A 22,394-nucleotide genomic window follows, 5' to 3' on the forward strand; every position below is an offset into this window, starting at 1 on the left:
TTGTTTCGGAGATTTATTTTATTATATTTAGGTAGCCTAGCGTGGTCCAAAAGGGGCGATAAGCTAAGGCTAATAATAACCAATTGCGTCAAATTAAACAAAAGACAAGAGAAGAATATCCTGTGCCGGGCATAAAATAGCTAAATATGATCAGGCGGATTGTCCTATAGATCCTTTGAGGGATGCGTTCGATAGTTAATTAGATTTATAAACCAATTATTTAATTTGAGGTATGGCACACAAAGTAGTTTCCCTTATTTTGGGAGGGGGTAGAGGGTCTCGACTTTATCCATTGACACAACAGCGTTCGAAGCCGGCTGTTCCTATTGCTGGAAAATATCGACTGGTCGATATTCCTATTTCGAATTGTCTAAATTCCGGATATAATAAGATATTCGTTTTAACGCAGTTCAATTCGGCTTCATTGAACACACATATCAAAAACGCTTATAATTTCAGTATTTTCAGTAAGGGTTTTGTGGATATTCTGGCTGCGGAACAAACAAATGAGGGGGACCGTTGGTTTCAGGGGACAGCTGACGCTGTGCGACGTACACATAAGCACCTCTTGAATGTTGACTACGATTATGTACTGGTCTTATCGGGTGATCAGCTCTATCAAATGGATTATTCGGCTTTGGTGGACTTCCATGTGCAGAATGGGGGGCACATCACCGTTGCAACCATTCCTGTTAATGTCCATGATGCAACGGGCTTTGGTATCCTTAAAGCGAACGAAGCAAATGTAATTACAGCCTTTACCGAAAAACCCAATAAAGAGGAGCTGTTAAATTGGTCTTCAGAGGTCTCGGGTGAGATGGCGAAATGTGGTCGGAATTATCTGGCGTCAATGGGTATTTATGTTTTTTCGAAAGGTGTCCTGCTCAATTTATTGCTTGCCAATCCGGGTATGGATTTTGGCAAGGAAATACTGCCAGATGCGATTAACAAGTATAAAGTACTCAGCTACCAATTCGATGGCTATTGGACGGATATCGGAACGATTAGATCATTTTTTGATGCCAATATTGGCCTGACTGCAGATGTTCCTGATTTCAATTTATTTGATGAGACCGTATTTACACGCGCGCGTATGTTACCACCCTCTAAGGTTTCGGGAACAACACTGAATAATACGGTCATCGCAGATGGCTGCATTCTTAATGCAGATAAACTCGAACGTTCTGTGATCGGTATACGTTCGCGTATCGGTGAAGGTACAGTCATGAAGTCTACTTATATGATGGGCTCGGACTATTACGAGCAACTTGAAGAGGTCATTGAATTAGGGAATACACAAAAACCGCCACCGGTCGGTGTGGGAGAACGCTGTTATATCGAAAATGCTATTTTGGATAAAAATTGCAGGATTGGCAATGATGTCAGAATAAAAGGAGGCTCACATCTGAAAGACGGTGATTTTCAGACGCATACCATCTGCGATGGTATTGTTGTTGTCAAGAAAAATGCTATTATTTCAAATAGTGTAAGCATAGGCTGTTAGCGATGTTTCGACATCAATAGTAGAGGACTAGGTGCAGTAAGCACCTGGTCTTTTATTGGTCTATTGTATTGGGCCGGAATTCGCAAGGGCAATTAAACGAGGCTAGTACAGGTTGTCATTAATACGACAACACATATGACCAATAAAACGATGACAGTTGTTGTATAGGGTGTTCTTCTCATGATCTTTTTTATTTATTACTTATTAATTTAATTTGCAAAAGTCATGCCCATTGTAAATTGCCCTCCTAGTGATTATTGAAACTGTAGTTTGATATCTACAACTTATTGGTTTAATTGATTTTGTAAAAAAAACTTAAAAGCGACTTGATTTAGTTTAAATGCTAAAGAAAGGCTATTTTATGTACTTTTTATTTCCTAATAATAAATGTTTGTCAAATTTCTGCTGCAAAACCGTCGAATGTGCTTATCGAAATGGTCTCTGCCAAGAGTTACTGAAGTTCGACCATCCGATGGCGTGAATGGAAAAAAGTATTTTCCTAGGCCATATTTTAATATTTATAAGTTGTTTATACTAATTGGATTGTAAAAAATGCGGAGCAAATAATTGCCAAAGATGCTGTTCAAGGTGGGAATTGGTGCGTTTTTTGTGTAGCCTGACATTTAAAATATTTATATCAATATGAAATCTTTTTATTTAGGGATGGCAACGTTAGGTGTCGGATTAGCGCTAATGATGCGTTATAATACTGTTTCTGGCCATCAACAAAGTGTTCATTCTTTTGAAAACGTGCAGATTAATTCGGATTCCACAAAAGTGGAGAATCTGGTGAAAGAATTAAAGAAACTTAAACCTATCCGTACCACTGATTTTGAAGCAAAGTTTAAAAAAGAGATCAATGGATTTAAACTGACGGAAGTTAAGGCATTTGAAGACCCGGAAACTGGCTCCTTTGCCTCGGCAAACTATGCAAAGGATGGAGGGAATGTTTATCTCATGATAACGGATGGCGCTGGCCCCGGATCGGAGCAGGTGAAAGCTAATTTATTGAATTATTTAGAACTGAAAGAAATTTATACACCGGAAGACAAGTCTGCAGTGAAAAATTATAAGGGCTGGCTCGTCTCATTTGACTGGAGTATGTTCGAAAGCGATGGCATGACGAGTATACAATACTTAGAGGGCAATCGCTATGCTGTTGTTGCTTCGGCAAACCAGGTTCCGATAGAAGAATTGGAAAACTTTTTGAACAGTTTTAGTTTATAAACTTAAAATAAGCCACGCTTTAGCTTATTCTGCCTCTAAAGAATAGGCTAAAGCTTTTAAGGGGCAATTTCGTGAATCAATCATACGCGGGATGGCGGTGATTTTTTGTGAAATCTCGTATCGATTAATATTAGGAAATATTATCCGTTTTTTATTTTATTATTTCTTATTTTCGGCAGGGTTTTAATCCTCGGAGTAGCTAACAGAAATCTGCAGTTTTTCGTTGGCGGATACAGTTATTTCACATTATAAAACGACAATGTTTAAGCTAAAAAATAACCTAAAGATAACTCATTTCGTGTTATTGATGAGTGTTCTTAATTTTATATTTTTCCATCTCCCTTTTTTTTCCTTTGTTTTTAATAATATTGAATACGGCAGTCTGAATGGCATTGTCTTGATCCTCAGTTTAGTGGTTTTGATGCTGGTTTTAAATGCCTTTGTACTTTATTTAATCTTTTTTCTATCGCGTGCTGTCGGCAAACTTTTACTGATGTTCTTTTTCATCGGTAATTCAATCGCAGTTTATTTTATCAATACCTATAGTGTTATCATCGACGAAACGATGGTGGGCAATATACTCAATACCAATTACGCTGAGTCAAGCAGTTATTTTTCGTTAAAACTGGTTTTATATGTTGTTTTGTTGGGTATCCTGCCCAGTATCTACATTGCAAAACTGCATATAGTGAATGTGAAATTAAAGCGTTTTCTTATTACTTCTGGACTGAGCTTGTTGTTTATAGTGGTGCTGATTTTTGCAAATGCCAGTAACTGGTTATGGATTGACAAAAATTCGAAGACGCTAGGAGGATTAGCGATGCCTTGGTCTTACACGGTAAATTTTACACGTTTTTATATCCATCAACACCAGGAGAACAAAAAAGAAATGCTACTTCCGGATGCCAAAATTATGGATAACAAAAAGTCAGTTGTTGTTCTGGTAATAGGTGAATCTGCCAGAAGCCAGAATTTTTCGCTATATGGCTATAAGAAAAATACAAATCCCTTGTTATCTAAGGTTCCGAATTTATACCATTTTGAGGCGACCTCTTGTTCGACCTATACAACTGCTGGTGTGAAGTGTATTTTGGAACATAAAAATAGTAGTGATTTATATGAGATCTTACCAAATTATCTGTTCAGAAATAATGTAGATGTTGTCTGGAGGACGTCAAACTGGGGAGAACCGCCGGTTCACATCAATGATTACAAAAAGGCAGAGCAATTGGGAAATTGTCAAGGTGAGGCCTGTAGCTATGATGAGGTGCTTTTAGCTGGATTAAAAGAGCAGATAGTAAGGAGTAAAAAAGATAAGATATTTATTGTATTACACACAAGTACAAGTCACGGACCTACTTATAGTAAAAAATATCCTGCTCAATTTGAAATGTTTAAACCTGTTTGCAACAGTGTAGAGTTGGGGAAATGTTCCAAAGAGGAACTTATCAACGCTTATGACAATACTATTGTGTACACCGATTATATCTTAAATCGCTTGATTGAAGACTTAAAAGAGTTGAAGCAATACCAAAGTGCGATGCTTTTTGTATCTGACCATGGTGAATCTTTAGGCGAAAACAACTTATATATGCATGGATTGCCCATGAGTATTGCACCTAAAGAGCAATACGATATCCCTTTTATCGTTTGGGTTTCTGACCCTACAAAACAGCTAAAGCCCAATAAAATATTGTCTCAAAATCATGTATTTCACAGTGTTCTGAACTTTTTGAACATACAAAGCCCTATTTATGACGAAAGTCTCGATATCTTCAAATAGATTCTGGCAATTGCTTAGCGGGGGGAAAGCGAAAGAGCCTTTATGATTTTCATGGCTGTTGGTACTTATAAGAACAGGAGTGTCTTATTGGCGTATAGGCTCGTAATATAGAATTGTAGCGCCACCACCAAAGTTTTTTGTTTTTAGGTATTTCAGCCGTATTTTTTTACTTAAGTTGTTAAATAAGGGCAGTCCACTTCCGGCGATAACGGGATGGATACAAATTTGATATTCATCTATTAGGCCACTTTTTGTTAAAGCAACAATTAGACTCGGGCTTCCTACCAAGATATCTCCGCCCGGTAGTTCTTTAAGGACTGTAAGTTCTTCGACGATATTTCGGCTGGCCAATCTGGCACTATCCCAATCCAGATTTTTTAGGGTTCTGGAAAAAACGATTTTGGGAATGCTGTTCATGACCTGCGCAAATTCGTCTGAGGACTTATTACCACTCGAGGTCGTCAGGAAGGCCCGCCAATATTCCATGAGTTGATAGGTTATTCTACCATATAATATGGTATCAGATTCACGTAATAAGTCCGTATAATGTTGATGAATTTCATCATCAGGAAGCATTAGCGTATGATCGCAAAAACCGTCCAGACTCATATTTATTGCCGCAATTACTTTTCTCATATCCCATGGTTGTATTGTGTGAATTAAATTTACAAAAAACTGGGAAATATTGACTGATGGAAAATAAGCTGTGCAACTTGCTCAATTACAGATATTGGAATGGATCGGCTTTGTTGGGGGAGAACGGAAAGCCTACTCGTCTATAATCGTTAAATCAGTGACTACATCGAAAGTTGATATGTGGTAATCATCTCCGAAAAATAGACCATTGATATATTGCTGAATGGGGTAAAAAAGGTCAATCGGGATACCATGATAGAAAGTTTTGAAATCGTTTGGAATAGAATAAGCATGACTGTATTTTCCTTTGCCAAGACTGATTCCGCCTATTTTTTTTAGGTAGCCGGTTATTTTGTGCTTAGCTGAATTTGAAAATTTTTCACTTGTCTCGAGGAAATAATCCTGAATATAAAAGTTTCTGATATTTTTTAATTTGATCGGAACGGTTCTATCCAGTTTTATCCTGCGGGAATAGGAGATGTCGGTTAAAACGCAAGTAGCCTTCTGAACAGTCGAAACATTGATAAAATAACCTCCATCAACCATTAAATGCTTACTATCTTTATAGATACCCAGGATCATCTCGTTGATTTCTCTATCAGAATAATCCATTATATTTGAAGATCTCCCAAACTTTTCGAATTGAAGCCCGCTCTCTTTGCCATTTTTCCTGATTTTATTTAATTCATATTGCTGAAAAGTTCTTATTTTTTCCATATCCGTTGCTCATTATATTTAGCACTTTAAAGATAATTTTAAAACTTAGCTTTCTACCTCTTTATAGGCATCTAATTGTAATTTGAATCGAATCTAATTTAACAGTAAGCTAACGTTTAGGCAACAGGTTATCCAACTGATCGATCCATGATTGCGTTATCGAAGGCAAAACGGGCTATTTAATGGAATGCCGAACCTGAGTTTGAATAGCAGCAAGTTCGAGGACCTGGTATTAAAACTTAAATTTTCTGGAAGTCATGCGACCTTGTCCTTTCAGTTCTATTTGCCCAGGGGAAAGTTCCAAAACCCCGAAAGCATTTTCATTGCTGGTTTCGATCATTCCTTCAAGGGTAATCATGGGAATTCCTTTATAGTTATCGAAATTGCCGGGGTGATGATGTCCCGAGATAACTGCCTTCACAGCAGGGTATTTTTCGATAAGCGCTAATATATCTCTGTTGTTTAGTGCTTCAAGTCCATTCTCTGGAAATAAAGGATGATGGGTGAAAATGATCACGTTTTTGGAATCCTTTTCTGCTTTTTTTAGCTGCTTTTCCAACCATTTAAGCTGTTTTATGCTGATCCCGCCATTCCATGGCTGGGTATTTTTCCGTTGCTCAAGTTTTAGCCGATTATTTAAAGATTGCCATGCCGTGCGTTCTGCTGAGGTTGCTGTAGTTGCATATTCGCTGAGTTCATTGGTGTTGAGGAGAACAAATAACCAATGTTCTTTCTCTACAGTATAATAGGGGGCTGGCATGCGATAGGCCTTGTAGAGTGTGGCTCCCTTTTCTACATTGACGTAATCATGGTTGCCCAGCAAATTGTAGACTGGCGCATTGAGTTTGTTCAGGTGCTGTAAGGCTGGAGCAAGATCTTTTGTTCCCATATCGACTAAATCTCCTACCATAACCGTAAAATCCACTCCGGCTGTATTGATTGCGTTTGTTGCTGAATCTAATTTCGAAAGTGAATTACGGTAGAATCGAGTCCCTTTTGTGTCCTGATCCGCATATTGAGGGTCTGCTATTAAGCCAACTTTCAAGGGGCTGTTCTTTTGTTGGCCAATACCTTTATTATAGAAAAGAACAGATAAGAGCGATAAAAATATGATTTTAATTTTCATTCTGAGTTTTTTAAGATTTGTGATGCCATCAGGCATCCAATTGGTTATATTTCTCTACTTATATTTTAGCGACATGCTATTGGGCCTCTGAATCAAAAAGAACAGCAGCCACATGACTGTGCTATTAATTTCTGATTTTTTTGTTTAATCAGTAGTTATTACAAACATACGTTTTTTTTTGACTTTTAAAAGCGGAAACTGATCGCACACGATTGATTGAAATTCAGAAAACCATAGGATGGGACTGATCGGTCTTATTTAGATAAAGGCGTTGGCTCATCATAATTACGCATAATATAATAGAAATACGAAATCATTTTCATATAGTTTTCGATACTGATGTATTCATTGGTACTGTGTATACTCTGTTGTTCGGAATGATTGATTTTGATGGGCATAAATCGGTAAATATTTTTGCTGAGCTCCTGGTATTTGACGGCATCTGTACCGCCGACGGTAAGGTATGGCGTGACAATCAGATCTGGGTATAACCTTCGGATGGAAGATTCCATCATTTGGTAAGCTTTAGTTTCACTTGGAGATACATTGGAGGCCTCCCGGGCATTATCCACCTGTTCTATCTCGACATCAAAACCCCTGGTCGCTTTCTTAACATGAGCTAGCAGCTGCTGAATTGTATTTTCTGGCAATAACCTAAAATTGACAACAAATTCCACCTCTGGTGAGAGTACATTGGGCGCATCGCTACCTTTCATCATGGTAAGGGCTGTCGTGGTGCGGACCAAAGCATTTGTAGCGTGATTTTTAGTCAACTGGGCAAGTAACAGCGGTTCCATCAACCATCTATTTGCGATGGCAAAGCGGGAAATAAATGGCATTGTACCGCCTATCTGCTGAAAAAAACGCTGAATAAGGGGGCTGATCATTGGTTTCATCTGTTGTTCTTCGAGGCGCTGCATGATTACCGCTGCTTTACCGATAGCCGTTTCCGAAGGTGGCATTGAAGAATGTCCGCCTAAGCCCTTAACCTTAATTTTTAAAGACAGGAATCCCTTTTCGGCACAGCCAATTAATGCTACATCCGAATTAATTCCGTTAACAGATCCCCGTTCCATAATGAGCCCACCTTCATCGTAGACAGCTTCAAACCGAAGTCCCTTACGCTTAAAATCCGCGGCGATTTCACTTGCGCCGAGTTTGCCCCCTACTTCTTCATCAAAACCAAAAGCGAGATAGATATCACGTTGTGGTCTTTGCTCATCCAGCACCATTTTTTGCATAGCTTCAAGCAACGCAAAGAGCATCCCTTTCATATCCAAGGTCCCTCGTCCATAAATCCGGCCATCTGCTACAGCACCTGAAAAAGGAGCATAATCCCAATCTTCAGCTATTGCGGTGACCGGCGGGCTAGGGGGATCCGATGGGCGGAAGATCTGTTCGGATTTGTTTTTAATTTCAGCTGAGCCGGGGGGAACAACATCGTAATGGGATAAAAATAGGAGGGGTAACAAGTTGCTATTGCCACCCTTAAGTCTGAAAACTAAGCCATACGAATGAATGGTATAGACCTCCAACTGCTGATGAAGAAAGGGATAAGTCGCTGCGATGTACTGCTTAAAAGTGTCAAATGGAGCATATAAAAATAGATTTGGGTCACTATTGGAAACGGATGGTATTTTAATTCCCCCAGCTAATCTGGATAAGATGCTATCATTGGCTAAGGGCTGAAATGCTGGTGTATCGGATTTTTTTGTTTTGGCGAAAGGAAAAATTAATGTGTTGATCAATAAACCAATAAAAATCACAATCAGTAATAGCAATAGCACCAAAAGTAGCTTCTTCATAACCGTGTTGTTTGTGGTGAAACCTTTAAATGAATGTCGTTTTAGACAGCAACCTATGGATAAAAACATCATACCTTCCACTTTGTTTTAGCTGGAAGTTACGGCCTCAATCAATCAGCACAACTATTCATTAAAAATTATTCGACCAATTCAAATTCCTGCTCCAAGGTTTCCCTGCCATTGACAATAATTGAAATCTTATGTTTGCCAATATAGAATTTTCTGGTTGTAATTAATTTAAACGAATGTCTGCGTTCAATCCTATTTTTTTCAGCCGATAGATAGGTCTTTTCGCTAATTTTAAAAACTTTACGCGACATGAGGCCATTTGATTTTTGATAATATAATCCATACTCGAGCCGGAGTGCTTTTGATTGTGCATGAGTGTTTTCGATCTGAAATGAAAAAGTAAGGTATTCTCCAATTTTCACATAAGGCGTCTCGATTTGAAGATCAGAAACCTCGAAATCTTTACCCTCCAAGCCATAGTAACACAAAATCTCCGGGTGTCCTTGTTTGAGCAAGGTACGGCAGCCATGTTTAATAATTCCGTCAGTATTTCTACCGATGCCTTTCCAGTTCTTTGCAATGGTCAACAAAATATCCGGGTGATCTTTAGAGATATCGTTTAAATTATTGGCGACACTTCTTCTTACCGATTCTGATAGGTCATTTTTCAGTAAATCCAAAATGGGTAAAATTGGAGTGGGGTCTTTCTTCAAAAAGGGTATCGCCATAGCCCATGGGAGTCGTGGGCGAATACCTTCACTTGCCAGACGACGTACCTGTGCTTGCGGGCTGGAGGCCCACTGTTCCATTACGGTAATCATCTGTTCTTTATACTTGATAATAAAGGGGCGGACAGCAAATTCACAGGATATGAACTGTGTGATTATTTCAAGCGATCGAACGGAGGTTTCGAAATGATCAATGCCATAAGTTTCGATGTAATCGGGGAATATCATAAATTCAAGCCCACCAGAATATCCAGCCGCAATCAAATTCTCGACAACCTGAGTGATTAACGCTATTGCTTCCGGAAAATGGGACGGCATAAATTCATGCAAAGTTTGTGTCGTATGTTTGGTCCTTTGCTTCCATTCCATATGGTCGAAATTACTGCTGAAGATTCTTGTGATAAATTGCTCTCCATCGAAATCGGGCCTTACACGACCAAATTGATCAGCAAGTAGTTGATAAAAACTCCTGGAATAAATATCCTTTATAAGACTCATAAATAGTATATATAGTTCAGCATATATTTAATTTACATACCGACATGCAGTATGGCATCGTATAACAACATTTACTTGAATAAAGTATCATTTTTGATAAGTTGTAAACGATAGGCAAAATTATCAGCCGTAGATGACAACAGATTGTCAATAGCAATACGAAACAATGGCATCCCTATTTTACTTGTTGCATGAGCTTATAAAGAAGTGAAGTAAGTGTTTTCAACTCCTCCTTTGTGAGTGTCCGCGAGGCTTTTTTTGCCATACCTTCCCGGAAGTTTTCTGAATTATCAATGATATATCGACCTGCATCGGTCATGGTCAGCTCAAAAAATCTACGATCGGTCGCGGATTGCTGTTGCTCAATCAATTTATTTTCCGTCAAAAATTTAAGTTGCTTGGAAACGGCGGCCTGACTAATTTGAAAGGCTTCTGCAATCTGCTTCGCTGTAACCCCGCGATGCCTATAAACATATTCAATTAAATTGTAATGTGTAGCCGTTACCCCATGGATATTTCCTCGATTCATATTGGCCAATATAAAACACTGTAGGTCTGTAAAGACTTGATAGAAACTGGTTTCACTCTTATTCATAAAACAATACTTTAGTTAACTTTGTTAAGTATTATATTTAACTTGGTTAATTAATATCAAAGATAATTAAAATGGATAATATTGTTATTATAAATGCAAAGCAAAACAATCTAAAGAATATATCGCTCCATATTCCTAAAAGAAAAATCATTGTTTTCACAGGTGTATCCGGTTCGGGAAAGTCATCTTTGGTATTTGAAACAATTGGCGCAGAAGCACAGCGGCAGTTTAACGAAACTCAGGCCAGTTTTATCCGAAACCGCTTACAGCATATCGGTGTCCCCGAAGTGGATAAGATTGAACATTTGAATGTACCTATTATTATCAATCAGAAGAGATTAGGCGGAAACGCCCGCTCTACCGTAGGTACAGCTACGGATATCTATAGTTCACTACGGTTGCTTTTTTCAAGAATGGGTACTCCATTTGTAGGATATTCCAATGTGTTTTCATTTAACAACCCGCTTGGCATGTGCCGGGAATGTGAGGGACTCGGTTTCGTACAGACCATTGACGTTACTCAGCTCTTGAATATGGAAAAATCTTTGAATGAAGGCGCAATAGCATTTCCTACATTTCAGCCTGGCGGCTGGCGTTTAACCCGATATACCTTATCTGGATACTTCGACAATGACAAGAAATTAAAAGATTATAGCAACTATGAGCTGGAGATGCTTCTAAATGCAGTGGAACACAGGCCCAAATCTCCAGACAAACAGTGGGGAAAGACAGTGAAATACGAAGGCCTAATTCCGCGTATTGAAAAAGCATTTTTAAAAAAAGATTCGAGGGAGAACAGGACTCGTAAAGAAGCTCTCAAAAGTATCATAATTAAAAAAAGCTGTCCTGCATGTTGTGGTGCAAGGCTAAATAGTAAGGTGCTGTCGTGTAAAATATTAGGCAAAAGTATCGCGGATTGCGCATCATTATCAGTGGACGAGCTGCTCGATTTTATGGGTACAATAAATTCCAAAACTTATGGTGTTTTATTGGACGAACTGCGCAAGAAATTGCAACATATAGTCGATATCGGCCTCCAGTACTTGACTTTAGATCGACGGACAGACACCTTATCCGGAGGGGAATCGCAACGTATCAAGATGGTACGCAATCTGGGTAATAGTTTAACCGATTTACTCTATATTTTTGATGAACCTAGTATTGGTCTTCACCCTAAAGACCTGCAAAACATCGCAAGCATTATTCAACAGATCAAAGCGAAGGGCAATACCGTAATTATTGTGGAACACGATCCGGATCTCATCCGAATTGCAGATTGGATTATCGATATGGGGCCAGAATCCGGAAAATCGGGCGGTGAAATAGTCTACGAAGGTGAGTTTGAAGGAATTCAATATTCAAAAGGAAAAACGGGATCTTATTTTAACCAAAATTTTGATTTTAATCAGCATCCACGGCAAGCCCAAGATTACCTGGAGATTAAAAACGCGAGTTTACATAATTTGAAGAATATCCATGTGAAGATACCAAAACAGGTACTATCGGTGGTTACGGGTGTTGCCGGTTCAGGTAAGAGTACGCTGATCAATAAAATTTTGCCCATATATTATCCAGAGGTTATCGTCGTTGATCAGGCGTTATTTGCTTCCAGCGCGCGCTCAAATCTACTTACCTATCTTAATCTATCAGATATTATCAGGAAACTTTTTTCAAAGGCCAATAATGTATCTGATAAACTGTTCAGTAGAAATAGTTTAGGTGCATGCGAAAATTGCAAGGGCTTAGGGGTTGAGCGGATTGATCTGGCTTTTATGGATGATATTGTGCAGGTCTGTGAGCGCTGTCATGGATCAGGATTTACGCCCAAGATACTAGATTATGGTTATAAAGGCAAAAATATAGTCGATATAATGCATATGACGGTTGCAGAGGCAGCTGTATTTTTTCCGGAGGAGCCTTTCTATGGGGTATTTAACATGTTATCTCGTCTAGGCCTTGGTTATCTCAGCTTAGGACAGCGCTTGGATAGTTTTTCCGGTGGTGAACGTCAGCGCTTGAAACTGACACGGGAACTCAACCACAGTGACGGCATTATCGTTCTCGATGAGCCAAGTACGGGATTGCATCCATCGGATACCCAAAAGCTACTGGACTTTATCGACAGACTGGTGGAAAATAAGAATACTGTTATTGTGATCGAACATAATCTTGATATTATTGCCCAGGCGGATTGGATTATAGATATTGGTCCCGGAGCTGGTAAATATGGTGGTAAGCTGCTCTTCGAAGGAACTGTGGCCCATCTATTGAGGGATAAGACGTCACCGACGGCGGTATATCTAAGAAAACATTTAAAAATGGCCTAGCATCTAAAGGCTAGCCCATACTGCTGTGCTTGGTTAGAATTTTCATTCTTCATTTAAAAATTGGAGGACAGAAAATAGGCCATAATATTACAAATCAATTCTGTAATTATGTAACGATATCCTCCAGGTTTGTAGCCAAATTTGTAATGTAAGATTAAAACATACAGATATGGCTACAAATAATTATAACGAGACAATTTATATTCCTTTGGAAGATGTAGACAGCGAACACTGTGCATTAATTGTTGAAAAAGAACTGGCCCAAATAAAAGGGATAGAAAGCCACAAAGTTGAGCTGAATAATCATAGGGCGGTTATTACGGTCAAAAATAATGAGGTTGTAGCCAGTGCGGTGAAAGCGGTAAAGGATCTTGGCTATGGCGTGTCTACAGTAGTTAAAACATTTCCTGTCCTGGGAATGACTTGTGCTTCCTGTGCAGGCAGTGCAGAGAGTATGGTAAAATACGAACCAGGTGTAGTGAATGCATCCGTAAATTTTGCAACCGGAAACTTGACCGTAGAATATCTTCCGAATATCACTGATGCGACCAAAATCCAAAAAGCAGTGCAGGCCGGGGGATACGATCTGTTAGTGGAAGACGAAGCGACACAGCAGGAAACTTTGGAATCTATCCACGCTGAAAAATTCAGGGCCCTTAAAACCAAAACAATATGGGCGATTATCCTTTCTCTGCCTGTGGTGGTGATCGGTATGTTTTTTATGGATATGCCTTATGCGAATCCAATCATGTGGTTTTTTGCAACACCTGTGGTACTCTGGTTAGGTAAGGACTTTTTTATCAATGCGTGGAAACAAGCCAAACATCGATCCGCAAATATGGATACGCTGGTGGCATTGAGCACGGGAATCGCCTATATATTCAGTGTTTTCAATATGTTATTTGCCGATTTCTGGCATCAGCGTGGTCTGCATGCGCATGTCTATTTCGAAGCTGCTGCAGTGGTTATCGCTTTTATTTTGTTAGGGAAATTATTGGAGGAAAAAGCAAAAGGTAACACCTCTTCGGCTATAAAAAAGTTGATGGGACTACAGCCCAAAACAGTAGTAGTCATACAAGCCGATGGGTCTGAACGCCAGGTCGCTATAGAAGCCGTAAAAGCCGGAGACATTATTCTGGTCAAACCCGGAGAGAAAATTGCCGTGGATGGGATGGTCATTTGGGGCTACTCCTATGTGGATGAAAGCATGTTGAGCGGCGAACCTGTTCCCGTACTAAAAAAAGAAAATGAGAAGGTCTTTGCCGGTACGATTAATCAAAAAGGTAGCTTCCGATTCAGCGCAGTTAAAGTCGGTAAGGAGACAATGCTGGCACAGATCATTAAGATGGTACAAGATGCGCAGGGGAGCAAGGCTCCGGTGCAGAAAATGGTTGATAAGATTGCTGGAATATTTGTCCCGGTAGTGATTGGTATTGCCATATTGACTTTTGCATTGTGGGTTATCCTGGGCGGCGATAATGCGGTGGTACAGGGGCTGCTCGCTGCAGTGACGGTATTGGTCATTGCCTGTCCTTGTGCGCTAGGACTAGCAACACCGACTGCGATCATGGTCGGTGTAGGTAAAGGAGCAGAGCATGGTATCCTAATCAAAGATGCCGAGAGCTTAGAACTTGCCAAGCGTGTAAATGCCATTGTATTGGATAAGACCGGTACCATTACCGAAGGTAGGCCACAGGTGACAGGTATCCGCTGGTTGAACGAAGATGACAGCCCGAGCGCGATATTATTGAGTATAGAGAAACAATCGGAACATCCGCTTGCAGAAGCAGTAGTCAACCACCTTAATGCTGTATCGGCGACATCAATATCGGGATTTGATAGTATTACCGGTAAGGGCGCAAAAGCCAATCATGGTTCGGACAGCTACTATGTAGGTAACAGAAAACTTTTGATGGAAAATGGAATCGCTGTGGCAGAGCAATTGCAACAGCAGGCAACAGCATGGAGCGCAGCCGCAAAAACGGTTATCTGGTTTGCTAACAGTACCCAAGCATTAGCGGTCATCGCGATTGCTGATAAAATTAAAGACAGCTCGGTGTTGGCGATACAAGAAATGCAGGAAATGGGTATTGAACTCTATATGCTCACTGGTGATAATGAATCTACAGCCAAAGCTATTGCAGAACAAACGGGCATTAAGCATTATAAAGCCGAAGTAATGCCCCAGCAGAAAGCGGATTTTGTGAAAGAACTCCAGCAACGCGGAAAGGTGGTGGCGATGGTTGGCGATGGTATCAATGATAGCACTGCGCTGGCAACAGCAGATGTCAGTATCGCGATGGGGAAAGGAAGTGATATCGCTATGGATGTCGCAAAAATGACCATTATCTCCTCGGATTTGACTAAAATACCGCAAGCGATCCGGCTATCCAAACAAACGGTGGCCACCATCAGACAAAATCTGTTCTGGGCGTTTATATACAATGTGATCGGTATTCCGGTTGCTGCAGGTATACTTTTCCCAATTAATGGTTTTCTTTTGAATCCCATGCTCGCTGGAGCGGCAATGGCCTTGAGTAGCGTTAGTGTCGTCAGCAATAGCTTACGTTTAAAATGGAAAAAATAGATAAATAATCATAAATAATAACATTAAAATTCAATAATATGGAAAACAAAAATATTCAATTCAAAACAAACCTCAACTGTGGAGGTTGTGTATCAAAAGTGAGTGCGGATCTAGACAATGCCGCTGGGATCTGCGAATGGAGCGTGGATACGTCAAACAGCGATAAAATTCTGACAGTGAAATCGAACGGTATCTCTGAAGAGGAAGTCATTGAAATCATTAAAAGAAAAGGTTTCATAGCCGCACCTCTTGTTGAATAAATTGAGCGCAGGAATCAGAAAAAGTCGTCGCGGATAAGGGACGACTTTCTCGCTTGTATGCATATAGCTATGCAGGGAGCTGCTATTCAAAACGTATAAACATTTGATCAAAATTGATCGTCATTTTGCTAAATTGACGGATTAAATCTTGACCAATATTGCCGTAAACTGTCTCTTTATCAATTTTCGCCGTGAGTAAACTGACATTTTTAAGTGAAATGGACCTGCCCATGACTTGAAAGACAGGATCAATCTTAAATCCGCTATATTCGGTTGTTCCGCCAGCACCGCCCATTCTAATCTTTGTCGTAGTATACTGCTGATCAAATTTCTTTTTAGATTGCTCGTAGAAGGCTGCATAAAGTATTGTTTGCTCGGCTCCGGTATCAAATGTAAAATGTTGACCCTCGATATTAATAAGTGGTGAGAGGCCGTCAATGGCTAAATTGGATAATGTATCGTTTTTTGTTTCAACTTTAGGGACAATAAAATAGTCGTCCTGTGTAAGTTGTACTTCCCTGAGTGCTTCAATAACAGGATATCCCAATATACCGTTAATCTGGTAATTAAGCTGCGGGAAATGAAGCGCGCTGTCAGCAAAAACCAGGAAGATAACGTTCTCAATAGTGATATTACCTAAATTCAGTTTTTTACAGACCGCGAGGTCAGCCTTGATGGAAATCCCGGTGATCGCGTCAACAGCTATATTGGCTGGGATAATTTGCATATTTAAACGCTTGGCGGTAGAAAGGGAGACAGTGGATAAATTGGCCCCTGTATCAAAAATAAAGTTTGTACTGACAGCATTGATGTCTACGGGTAGGTTTTTTAATCCTGCTTTATCTCTTTCTATTTTGATACGTGTGTCGGAATGAATAACGGTTTTTTGCGGATTTACAGCGGCTAGGGCTGTCCAGATTTTTAGGTTATTTTCCAGGTCAGCCTTTTCATCCGTAGAAAGCTGTTGCTTGAATTTATTGATTATTTTCAATACAACCTGTTGTGCTTGTTTATAGTCGTGTAGTTTAACAAAATTGTCTTCTTGGACGCGGTATATTTTTAGTATTAGGGAATCAGGTTGTGAAGATCCGGACTGAAAAAATGTGTTGATCTTCTGATTGGATACCATCGGTTTGTTGAACGCATTGTTGAGAAATATGAGGATAATATTTTGTTTTTCAGTGTCTATATGTTTGCTGTATGATTCGAAAAGATCCCGCGCTCGAAAAAAGTTTTTAAGTTTAATCTGCTCATAAACCTGATCAAACATCGTGGGCCTATTTTGACTAAAGCCTGTCAGGGTGAAAAGTATCATTAGGCAGCAGAGCAGAATATTTTTTTTGCGTGGTATAGCCAATCTGTTCATAAAGAGATCCTATTGGGTTTGATATCGTTAAAGATAAGGATTGGTCTTTAAAAACAAATAAAATAATACAAGTTGCTTGTGTCCTTGCACAAATAAGCTTATTTTAGCCATTAATGGGCAGAAGTTAAATCTAGTATTCTCAGCAGCTATAGGCAACACCTTACTATTCTCGGTAATGTTTATTCTGTATTGCTTACATCCTTCCAATAAAAAATGGAACCAAAGCGCTGACAGAAGGGGCGATGTCCGGGCTATGGGACAGCCTCAATATTCACCTGTGGGAGAGCTTAGGGTAAATAAATCGTAGCTAGATTTTGTTTTTGCGTATAAATATTTAAAATATAGAAACTTATATATGTTATAATGAATATAAAATTTAATAGGATTATTACAGGTTTTGGGCTTTTTATTATTACAGTAAGTATTTTGACTGCCTGTGGAAACGCCACAAAGGTTAACAAACCCAAAGTGGAAGAAGAGCAAGCCGTTAAAGAAGTTGAGGCCCCTAAGGTTGCCGACCTTTCCTTTAAAGATAAAGCCGGTAATGTGGTTACGCTGAGTGCATTGAAAGGGAAAGTTGTTTTTATCAATTTTTGGGCAACCTGGTGTCCGCCATGTATACATGAAATGCCGTCCATCAACACATTAAGGCAAGGATTCAAAGACAATAAAAATATTGAATTCATCATGGTGGATGTGGACAATGACATTGATCAATCGACTGCATTTATGGCGGATAATAATTATGATTTACCATTATATACAGCGGCTGGAGAGATACCTCCAGAATTTTTAGGTGGATCCATTCCAACAACAGTTATCCTGGATAAAAATGGAAAAATTGTAGAACGTCTGGAAGGTAGCAGAGATTATGCTGCACCTGAGATTGCTAAAGCGTTAGAGGAACTGACAAAAGCAAATTAAGGTTATTAAAGCATTGGGCATGTCGCTAGCAAAAAAAAAAAGAGCTAGGTAGGTTTAGCGTCCTATTTAGCTCTTTTTTTGTGATTCTTAATTTAAGATACTGCTTCAATGGCCTCTTTGATCAATGCTGTAATTTCATTTGGATGGGTTGCTAGAGAAGCGTGACTGGTCGGTAAATGAATAATTTTTCGCGCATTAATTCGTTCGGCCATTTCTTGTTGAGTCGCCGGCGGTATCATATTGTCATCGTCCGATACCTGATACCAGCTGGGTTTAGTTTTCCATGCTGGTTCACCTGCCTCGGCGGCGAAAATACTTCCATGTGTCGGTTTTTGAGCTAAAGCCATCGTGATCGCTTCTTTGTCATCTAAATCTTGAGCGAAACTTTCGTGAAATTTATCATATTTGATCCATATAAATCCATTTTTATCTGGGATGAGGCTTGCTGCACCGGATGGCTGTTCTCTACGGCTGAAGATGCCACCCAAGCTTTCACCTTTGTCCGGTGCAAAGGCCGCGATGTACACCAATCCGACAACTTTTTCATGATGTCCAGCAGCGGATATTACTGCACCACCATAAGAGTGACCCACCAAAATAACCTTACCAGCTTGCAGGTCGATCAAATCTTTGGTCTTTTGGATATCGTCTTCGGCAGATGTCAATGGATTTTGTACGCTTCGTACCGTATATCCTTCCGCGTGAAGATTCGTAATAACATGCCTCCAATGGGATCCGTCTCCCCAGGCTCCATGGACTAAAATAATTGTTACATTCTGATTTTCCATATGTGTTGAAGTTTATACGATAAAGATATGTTTAAGTTGCTATTAAAAACATTAACTTAAGTTAACGTTTTAAAATTCGCCGTCGGATTCTACTCAATGAGGGTGGCTTAACGCCGAGATAACTGGCAATATGTTTTTGGGGTACGAGCTGAAATATCTGTGCATTTTCGGCCAGTAGATTATTATAACGTATTTCCGGTGAGTAATATAACAACTCTTCAATTCTCTTTTTTGCCTCCAGGTAAATAACTTCGGTCATCTTTCGTCCAAATTCTTGCCAATAAACATCCTTTTGATAGAGCTTTTGGAGGTCATCTTTGTGAAGAAGTATTACCTCAGCATCTGATACCGCTTTAATATTCATACGAGATTTGCTATCACAAAGAATACTTTCATAATCTGTAAAAAAGTAATTGTCAAAATGGAAATTGAACGTTACGTCTTCTCCACTATCATTGATATAAAAGGTTCGCATAAAACCGGTTTTTAAAAAACCTAGGTATTTACATTTTTCGCCTTCTCTCAAAAAAAAATCAGATTTTTTATAGGTTGTCAATTTGAGATAACTACAAAATTCAGCATAGTGTTCTTCATCGACCAAAAATAGAGGTCCAAACTTAGCGTATTCGTTTACAATATCAATCATAGCTGATGGTAATTTTAAAGCCAAAAATAATTATGTATTAAAATTATTGAAAACTTTTAATAGTATGTTGCAATATTGAATCCTATACTTTCTTTTAATTGACTATAAAAATATTACCTTCGTAATACATCACAATAATAGTAATATGTCTGAATTCAAAGAGCATACAGCAATAAAAACGACTTATTTCAGTATTGTCGGAAATGCAATGTTAGCTTTGCTGAAGTGGTTGGCAGGTTTTTTTGGGAATTCATATGCACTTATAGCAGATGCTATTGAATCCACAGCTGATATTTTTTCTTCCTTTTTAGTGCTCCTTGGATTAAAATATGCGCAGCGGCCTGCGGATGAAAATCATCCTTATGGACATGGAAGGGTAGAACCGCTGATCACTTTTATCGTTGTAGGTTTTCTCATTGTTTCAGCGACGATCATTGCCTATGAAAGCATCGAAAATATTGGGACACCTCATGAATTGCCCAAACCATGGACATTAATCATCTTAGGGGGGATTATTATATGGAAGGAATGTTCCTATAGAATCGTTATGAAAAAGAGCCGTGAGACCAACAGTTCTTCGCTGAAAGCGGATGCATGGCATCATCGAAGCGATGCGATTACTTCAGTGGCCGCTTTTATTGGAATATCTATCGCTTTGGTATTAGGTAAGGGGTACGAAAATGCGGATGATTATGCAGCGCTATTTGCAGCTGGCTTTATTTTATATAATTGTTATCATATTTTTAGACCTGCTCTTGGTGAGATCATGGATGAAAATGTTTATGAAGAAGTGATTGACGATATCCGAAAATATGCGTTGGAGGTGGCGGGTATAAAAGCCACGGAAAAATGCTATGTTCGGAAATCGGGTACAAAATACCACGTTGACCTACATGCTATTGTGGATAGTGAAATTACAGTGAGAGAGGGGCATACATTGGCTCATCAGCTTAAAGACCATCTGACTGAACATATACCTGACCTCGGTCATGTGATGATTCATATCGAACCGAGCGCATACACAAATTGAAATGCTAGGCTTGATGGGAACCGCATATTCGTAACCTGTCGCGAACCATCCCAAGAGCATAGGGATGGTTTTTGTATAAAACGCAGTTATTTTTGTCTTATAATTTCAGGTTCCTCAATAAGCACATATTACAGGTTATCATCAGCGGATAACATTTCAATCTGCCATCTGATGTGATCTATTGTAATCGGATATTCGACATCATGTGCAAGATTCTCATAGATGGCGTTAAACAATAGATTGTAATCTCCTTTATGTGGAGCGGGGTAAGAAATATGTTTTTGATTTGTGCTATCGACAGTAACGAGCTTACCCGCACTGCCGTTCGGCTCAACTCCGTAGGCTGGATTATCGGGAAGCATGCCGTCTATTAGTTGCTGTTCCTGTACATCAGCCATCGTTTTTATAAAACTACCTTTCGTACCATGTACAATAAAAGCGGGGAAAGGCTCGGCTACAGCAAGACTGCCTGTTAGAAATACGTTCAGTTCATCGGGATAACGTAAATGGTAATGGAAGTAATCCGCTACTTGGGAGCCTGGTCGATTAACTGCGGTTGTTTTACTGAATTTTAATGGTTTTCCAAAGAGTGAAATCGCCTGATCAATAATATGGGGGCCTAGATCGTAAGTGAGTCCGCTTGAAATGTACTGGTTATTTTCCTTGAAATATTTTTGACCCAATTCTATTTTATAGCGGTCGAAGCGAAAAGACACTTCGGTTAACTTGCCAAGATCGCCACTTTCTATTACTTTCTTTACATCGAGAAAATGGCTATCATAACGTCTATTCTGATAGAAGAAAATGCGCTTTCCGGTTTTTTTACTGGTTTCACAAAGTTGGTTGAACTGCGCGACATTTTCTACTACGGGTTTTTCGACCAAGACATGTTTTCCTGCTTTTAGGGCCGCTGTTGCAAACTCGAAATGTGTATGATTCGGTGTGTTGACAATGACAAGTGTTATTGTGTCGTCTGCCAATAATTGATCCACGGTATCATAACTTTTGATTTCGGGATAAAGTTCCTGCGCTATTTTCTGCGTGCGCTCGACAACGGCAACTAAGTTAAAATGTGGATTGCAGTGGATGAAAGGCGCATGGAAGACACGCCCCGACATACCAAAGCTTAAAATTCCGGTATTGATCTTGGTATTTTTCATATGTATCTGATCTGCTTGATGCGAGATTATTTGCTATTGAACACTAATTTAAAATCATTTCTACTAACTGTCAGACCCCAGGAAGGGGCATGTATAAATATAGGCATATCTCGCTTCTATTTTATGGATTCTACTTAATATATATAGATTTCTTTCATAAAATTACATTGATGCCGTTTTTTTCTGAACCTTATGCATGTATATGGTTGTCCACAGCCCGTTCAAGGGAGTAGTCTCTGAAGGAGAAATCCACATGACATTTGATAAATGCTTCTGGATAAAAGTTATGCGGAAAGAGCGTTTAAATCAAAAGCGGTCGAATAAGATTATGGAAGGTAGAAAAATAGAAAAGGGCAAACCAATATATTTTGATTTGCCCTTTTGGGTAAGTAATCGGGCTCGAACCGACGACCCCTAGAACCACAATCTAGTGCTCTAACCAACTGAGCTATACCTACCGTGATTTTGATGATACAAAAGTACGATTAAACCCTATTCCCTCCAAATATTTGAATGAAAAAAAACCGCGGTTAAGGCCAACTGGGTGAAGATTAGTTTATTAAATTTTAATAAAAAACGATGCTAATGGTTTAATAATCCCGATTTGAGAATTTTATTGAAATTAGGCGCATGCTTCGTTGAATTATGAGATCAAAATGTATAAAAAAAGCAATCGTC

Annotated in this window: 18 protein-coding genes and 1 tRNA gene; 8 read left to right on the forward strand and 11 right to left on the reverse strand. The window is 39.3% G+C overall.

Going from position 1 to position 22,394, the window contains the following annotated elements:
- Positions 1–232: 232 nt before the first annotated feature.
- The 3 genes from ABDW32_RS03485 to eptA all read left to right on the forward strand — a co-directional run bounded on the left by ABDW32_RS03485 (position 233) and on the right by eptA (position 4,514).
- Positions 233–1,504: a glucose-1-phosphate adenylyltransferase gene (locus ABDW32_RS03485; protein ID WP_343559368.1), complete on the forward strand. Its 1,272-nt coding sequence runs from the start codon at positions 233–235 to the stop codon at positions 1,502–1,504.
- Positions 1,505–2,146: 642 nt separating this feature from the next.
- On the forward strand, positions 2,147–2,731 hold the full coding sequence (locus tag ABDW32_RS03490) for a hypothetical protein (RefSeq protein WP_343559371.1): 585 nt from the start codon (positions 2,147–2,149) through the stop codon (positions 2,729–2,731).
- Positions 2,732–2,990: 259 nt separating this feature from the next.
- Positions 2,991–4,514, forward strand: a complete 1,524-nt coding sequence (gene eptA / locus ABDW32_RS03495; RefSeq protein ID WP_343559374.1) for a phosphoethanolamine--lipid A transferase EptA — start codon at positions 2,991–2,993, stop codon at positions 4,512–4,514.
- Positions 4,515–4,598: 84 nt separating this feature from the next.
- Here eptA and ABDW32_RS03500 read toward each other — a convergent pair whose 3' ends face one another.
- The 6 genes from ABDW32_RS03500 to ABDW32_RS03525 form a co-directional block, all read right to left on the reverse strand.
- The gene (locus tag ABDW32_RS03500; RefSeq protein ID WP_343559377.1) at positions 4,599–5,150 is read right to left on the reverse strand and encodes a dihydrofolate reductase family protein; all 552 of its coding nucleotides are present in this window, start codon (positions 5,148–5,150) and stop codon (positions 4,599–4,601) included.
- Positions 5,151–5,282: 132 nt separating this feature from the next.
- The gene (locus ABDW32_RS03505; RefSeq protein WP_343559380.1) at positions 5,283–5,867 is read right to left on the reverse strand and encodes a hypothetical protein; all 585 of its coding nucleotides are present in this window, start codon (positions 5,865–5,867) and stop codon (positions 5,283–5,285) included.
- Between the two features lie 232 nt (positions 5,868–6,099).
- Positions 6,100–6,993, reverse strand: coding sequence for a metallophosphoesterase (locus tag ABDW32_RS03510; RefSeq protein ID WP_343559383.1), 894 nt, complete (start codon positions 6,991–6,993; stop codon positions 6,100–6,102).
- 254 nt (positions 6,994–7,247) lie between these two features.
- Complete coding sequence (locus ABDW32_RS03515) at positions 7,248–8,798, reverse strand: M20/M25/M40 family metallo-hydrolase (protein ID WP_343559386.1); 1,551 nt, start codon at positions 8,796–8,798, stop codon at positions 7,248–7,250.
- A 137-nt stretch (positions 8,799–8,935) separates the two neighbouring features.
- A complete protein-coding gene (locus tag ABDW32_RS03520; RefSeq protein WP_343559389.1) occupies positions 8,936–10,033 on the reverse strand; it encodes a DNA alkylation repair protein in 1,098 nt (365 codons plus the stop codon).
- 175 nt (positions 10,034–10,208) lie between these two features.
- The gene (locus tag ABDW32_RS03525) at positions 10,209–10,628 is read right to left on the reverse strand and encodes a MarR family transcriptional regulator (RefSeq protein ID WP_343559392.1); all 420 of its coding nucleotides are present in this window, start codon (positions 10,626–10,628) and stop codon (positions 10,209–10,211) included.
- Between the two features lie 71 nt (positions 10,629–10,699).
- Between ABDW32_RS03525 and ABDW32_RS03530 the strand changes: the two genes are divergently transcribed.
- The 3 genes from ABDW32_RS03530 (at position 10,700) to ABDW32_RS03540 (ending at position 15,802) form a co-directional block, all read left to right on the forward strand.
- Positions 10,700–12,955, forward strand: a complete 2,256-nt coding sequence (locus ABDW32_RS03530) for an excinuclease ABC subunit UvrA (RefSeq protein WP_343559394.1) — start codon at positions 10,700–10,702, stop codon at positions 12,953–12,955.
- 169 nt (positions 12,956–13,124) lie between these two features.
- Positions 13,125–15,542, forward strand: a complete 2,418-nt coding sequence (locus ABDW32_RS03535; RefSeq protein WP_343559396.1) for a heavy metal translocating P-type ATPase — start codon at positions 13,125–13,127, stop codon at positions 15,540–15,542.
- 38 nt (positions 15,543–15,580) lie between these two features.
- A complete protein-coding gene (locus tag ABDW32_RS03540; protein ID WP_343559398.1) occupies positions 15,581–15,802 on the forward strand; it encodes a hypothetical protein in 222 nt (73 codons plus the stop codon).
- A gap of 82 nt (positions 15,803–15,884) precedes the next feature.
- Here ABDW32_RS03540 and ABDW32_RS03545 read toward each other — a convergent pair whose 3' ends face one another.
- The gene (locus tag ABDW32_RS03545) at positions 15,885–17,072 is read right to left on the reverse strand and encodes a pepsin/retropepsin-like aspartic protease family protein (RefSeq protein WP_343559401.1); all 1,188 of its coding nucleotides are present in this window, start codon (positions 17,070–17,072) and stop codon (positions 15,885–15,887) included.
- Between the two features lie 459 nt (positions 17,073–17,531).
- On the opposite strand from ABDW32_RS03545, the gene ABDW32_RS03550 reads away from it, so the two are divergent.
- Entirely contained in the window at positions 17,532–18,092 is a 561-nt protein-coding gene (locus ABDW32_RS03550) for a TlpA disulfide reductase family protein (protein WP_343559404.1), read from the forward strand.
- 92 nt (positions 18,093–18,184) lie between these two features.
- Here ABDW32_RS03550 and ABDW32_RS03555 read toward each other — a convergent pair whose 3' ends face one another.
- Complete coding sequence (locus tag ABDW32_RS03555; protein WP_343559407.1) at positions 18,185–18,880, reverse strand: alpha/beta hydrolase; 696 nt, start codon at positions 18,878–18,880, stop codon at positions 18,185–18,187.
- Between the two features lie 61 nt (positions 18,881–18,941).
- On the reverse strand, positions 18,942–19,526 hold the full coding sequence (locus ABDW32_RS03560) for a Crp/Fnr family transcriptional regulator (protein ID WP_343559410.1): 585 nt from the start codon (positions 19,524–19,526) through the stop codon (positions 18,942–18,944).
- A 145-nt stretch (positions 19,527–19,671) separates the two neighbouring features.
- Here ABDW32_RS03560 and ABDW32_RS03565 point away from each other — a divergent pair, with 145 nt between their 5' ends.
- Positions 19,672–20,556, forward strand: coding sequence for a cation diffusion facilitator family transporter (locus ABDW32_RS03565; protein WP_343559413.1), 885 nt, complete (start codon positions 19,672–19,674; stop codon positions 20,554–20,556).
- 128 nt (positions 20,557–20,684) lie between these two features.
- On the opposite strand, the gene ABDW32_RS03570 is transcribed toward ABDW32_RS03565, so the two are convergent.
- Positions 20,685–21,716, reverse strand: a complete 1,032-nt coding sequence (locus ABDW32_RS03570) for a Gfo/Idh/MocA family oxidoreductase (protein WP_343559416.1) — start codon at positions 21,714–21,716, stop codon at positions 20,685–20,687.
- A 384-nt stretch (positions 21,717–22,100) separates the two neighbouring features.
- A tRNA-His gene (locus ABDW32_RS03575) sits at positions 22,101–22,174 on the reverse strand.
- Positions 22,175–22,394: the final 220 nt, after the last annotated feature.

It is taken from the genome of Sphingobacterium sp. (assembly GCF_039596235.1).
Taxonomy (GTDB): Bacteria; Bacteroidota; Bacteroidia; order Sphingobacteriales; family Sphingobacteriaceae; genus Sphingobacterium.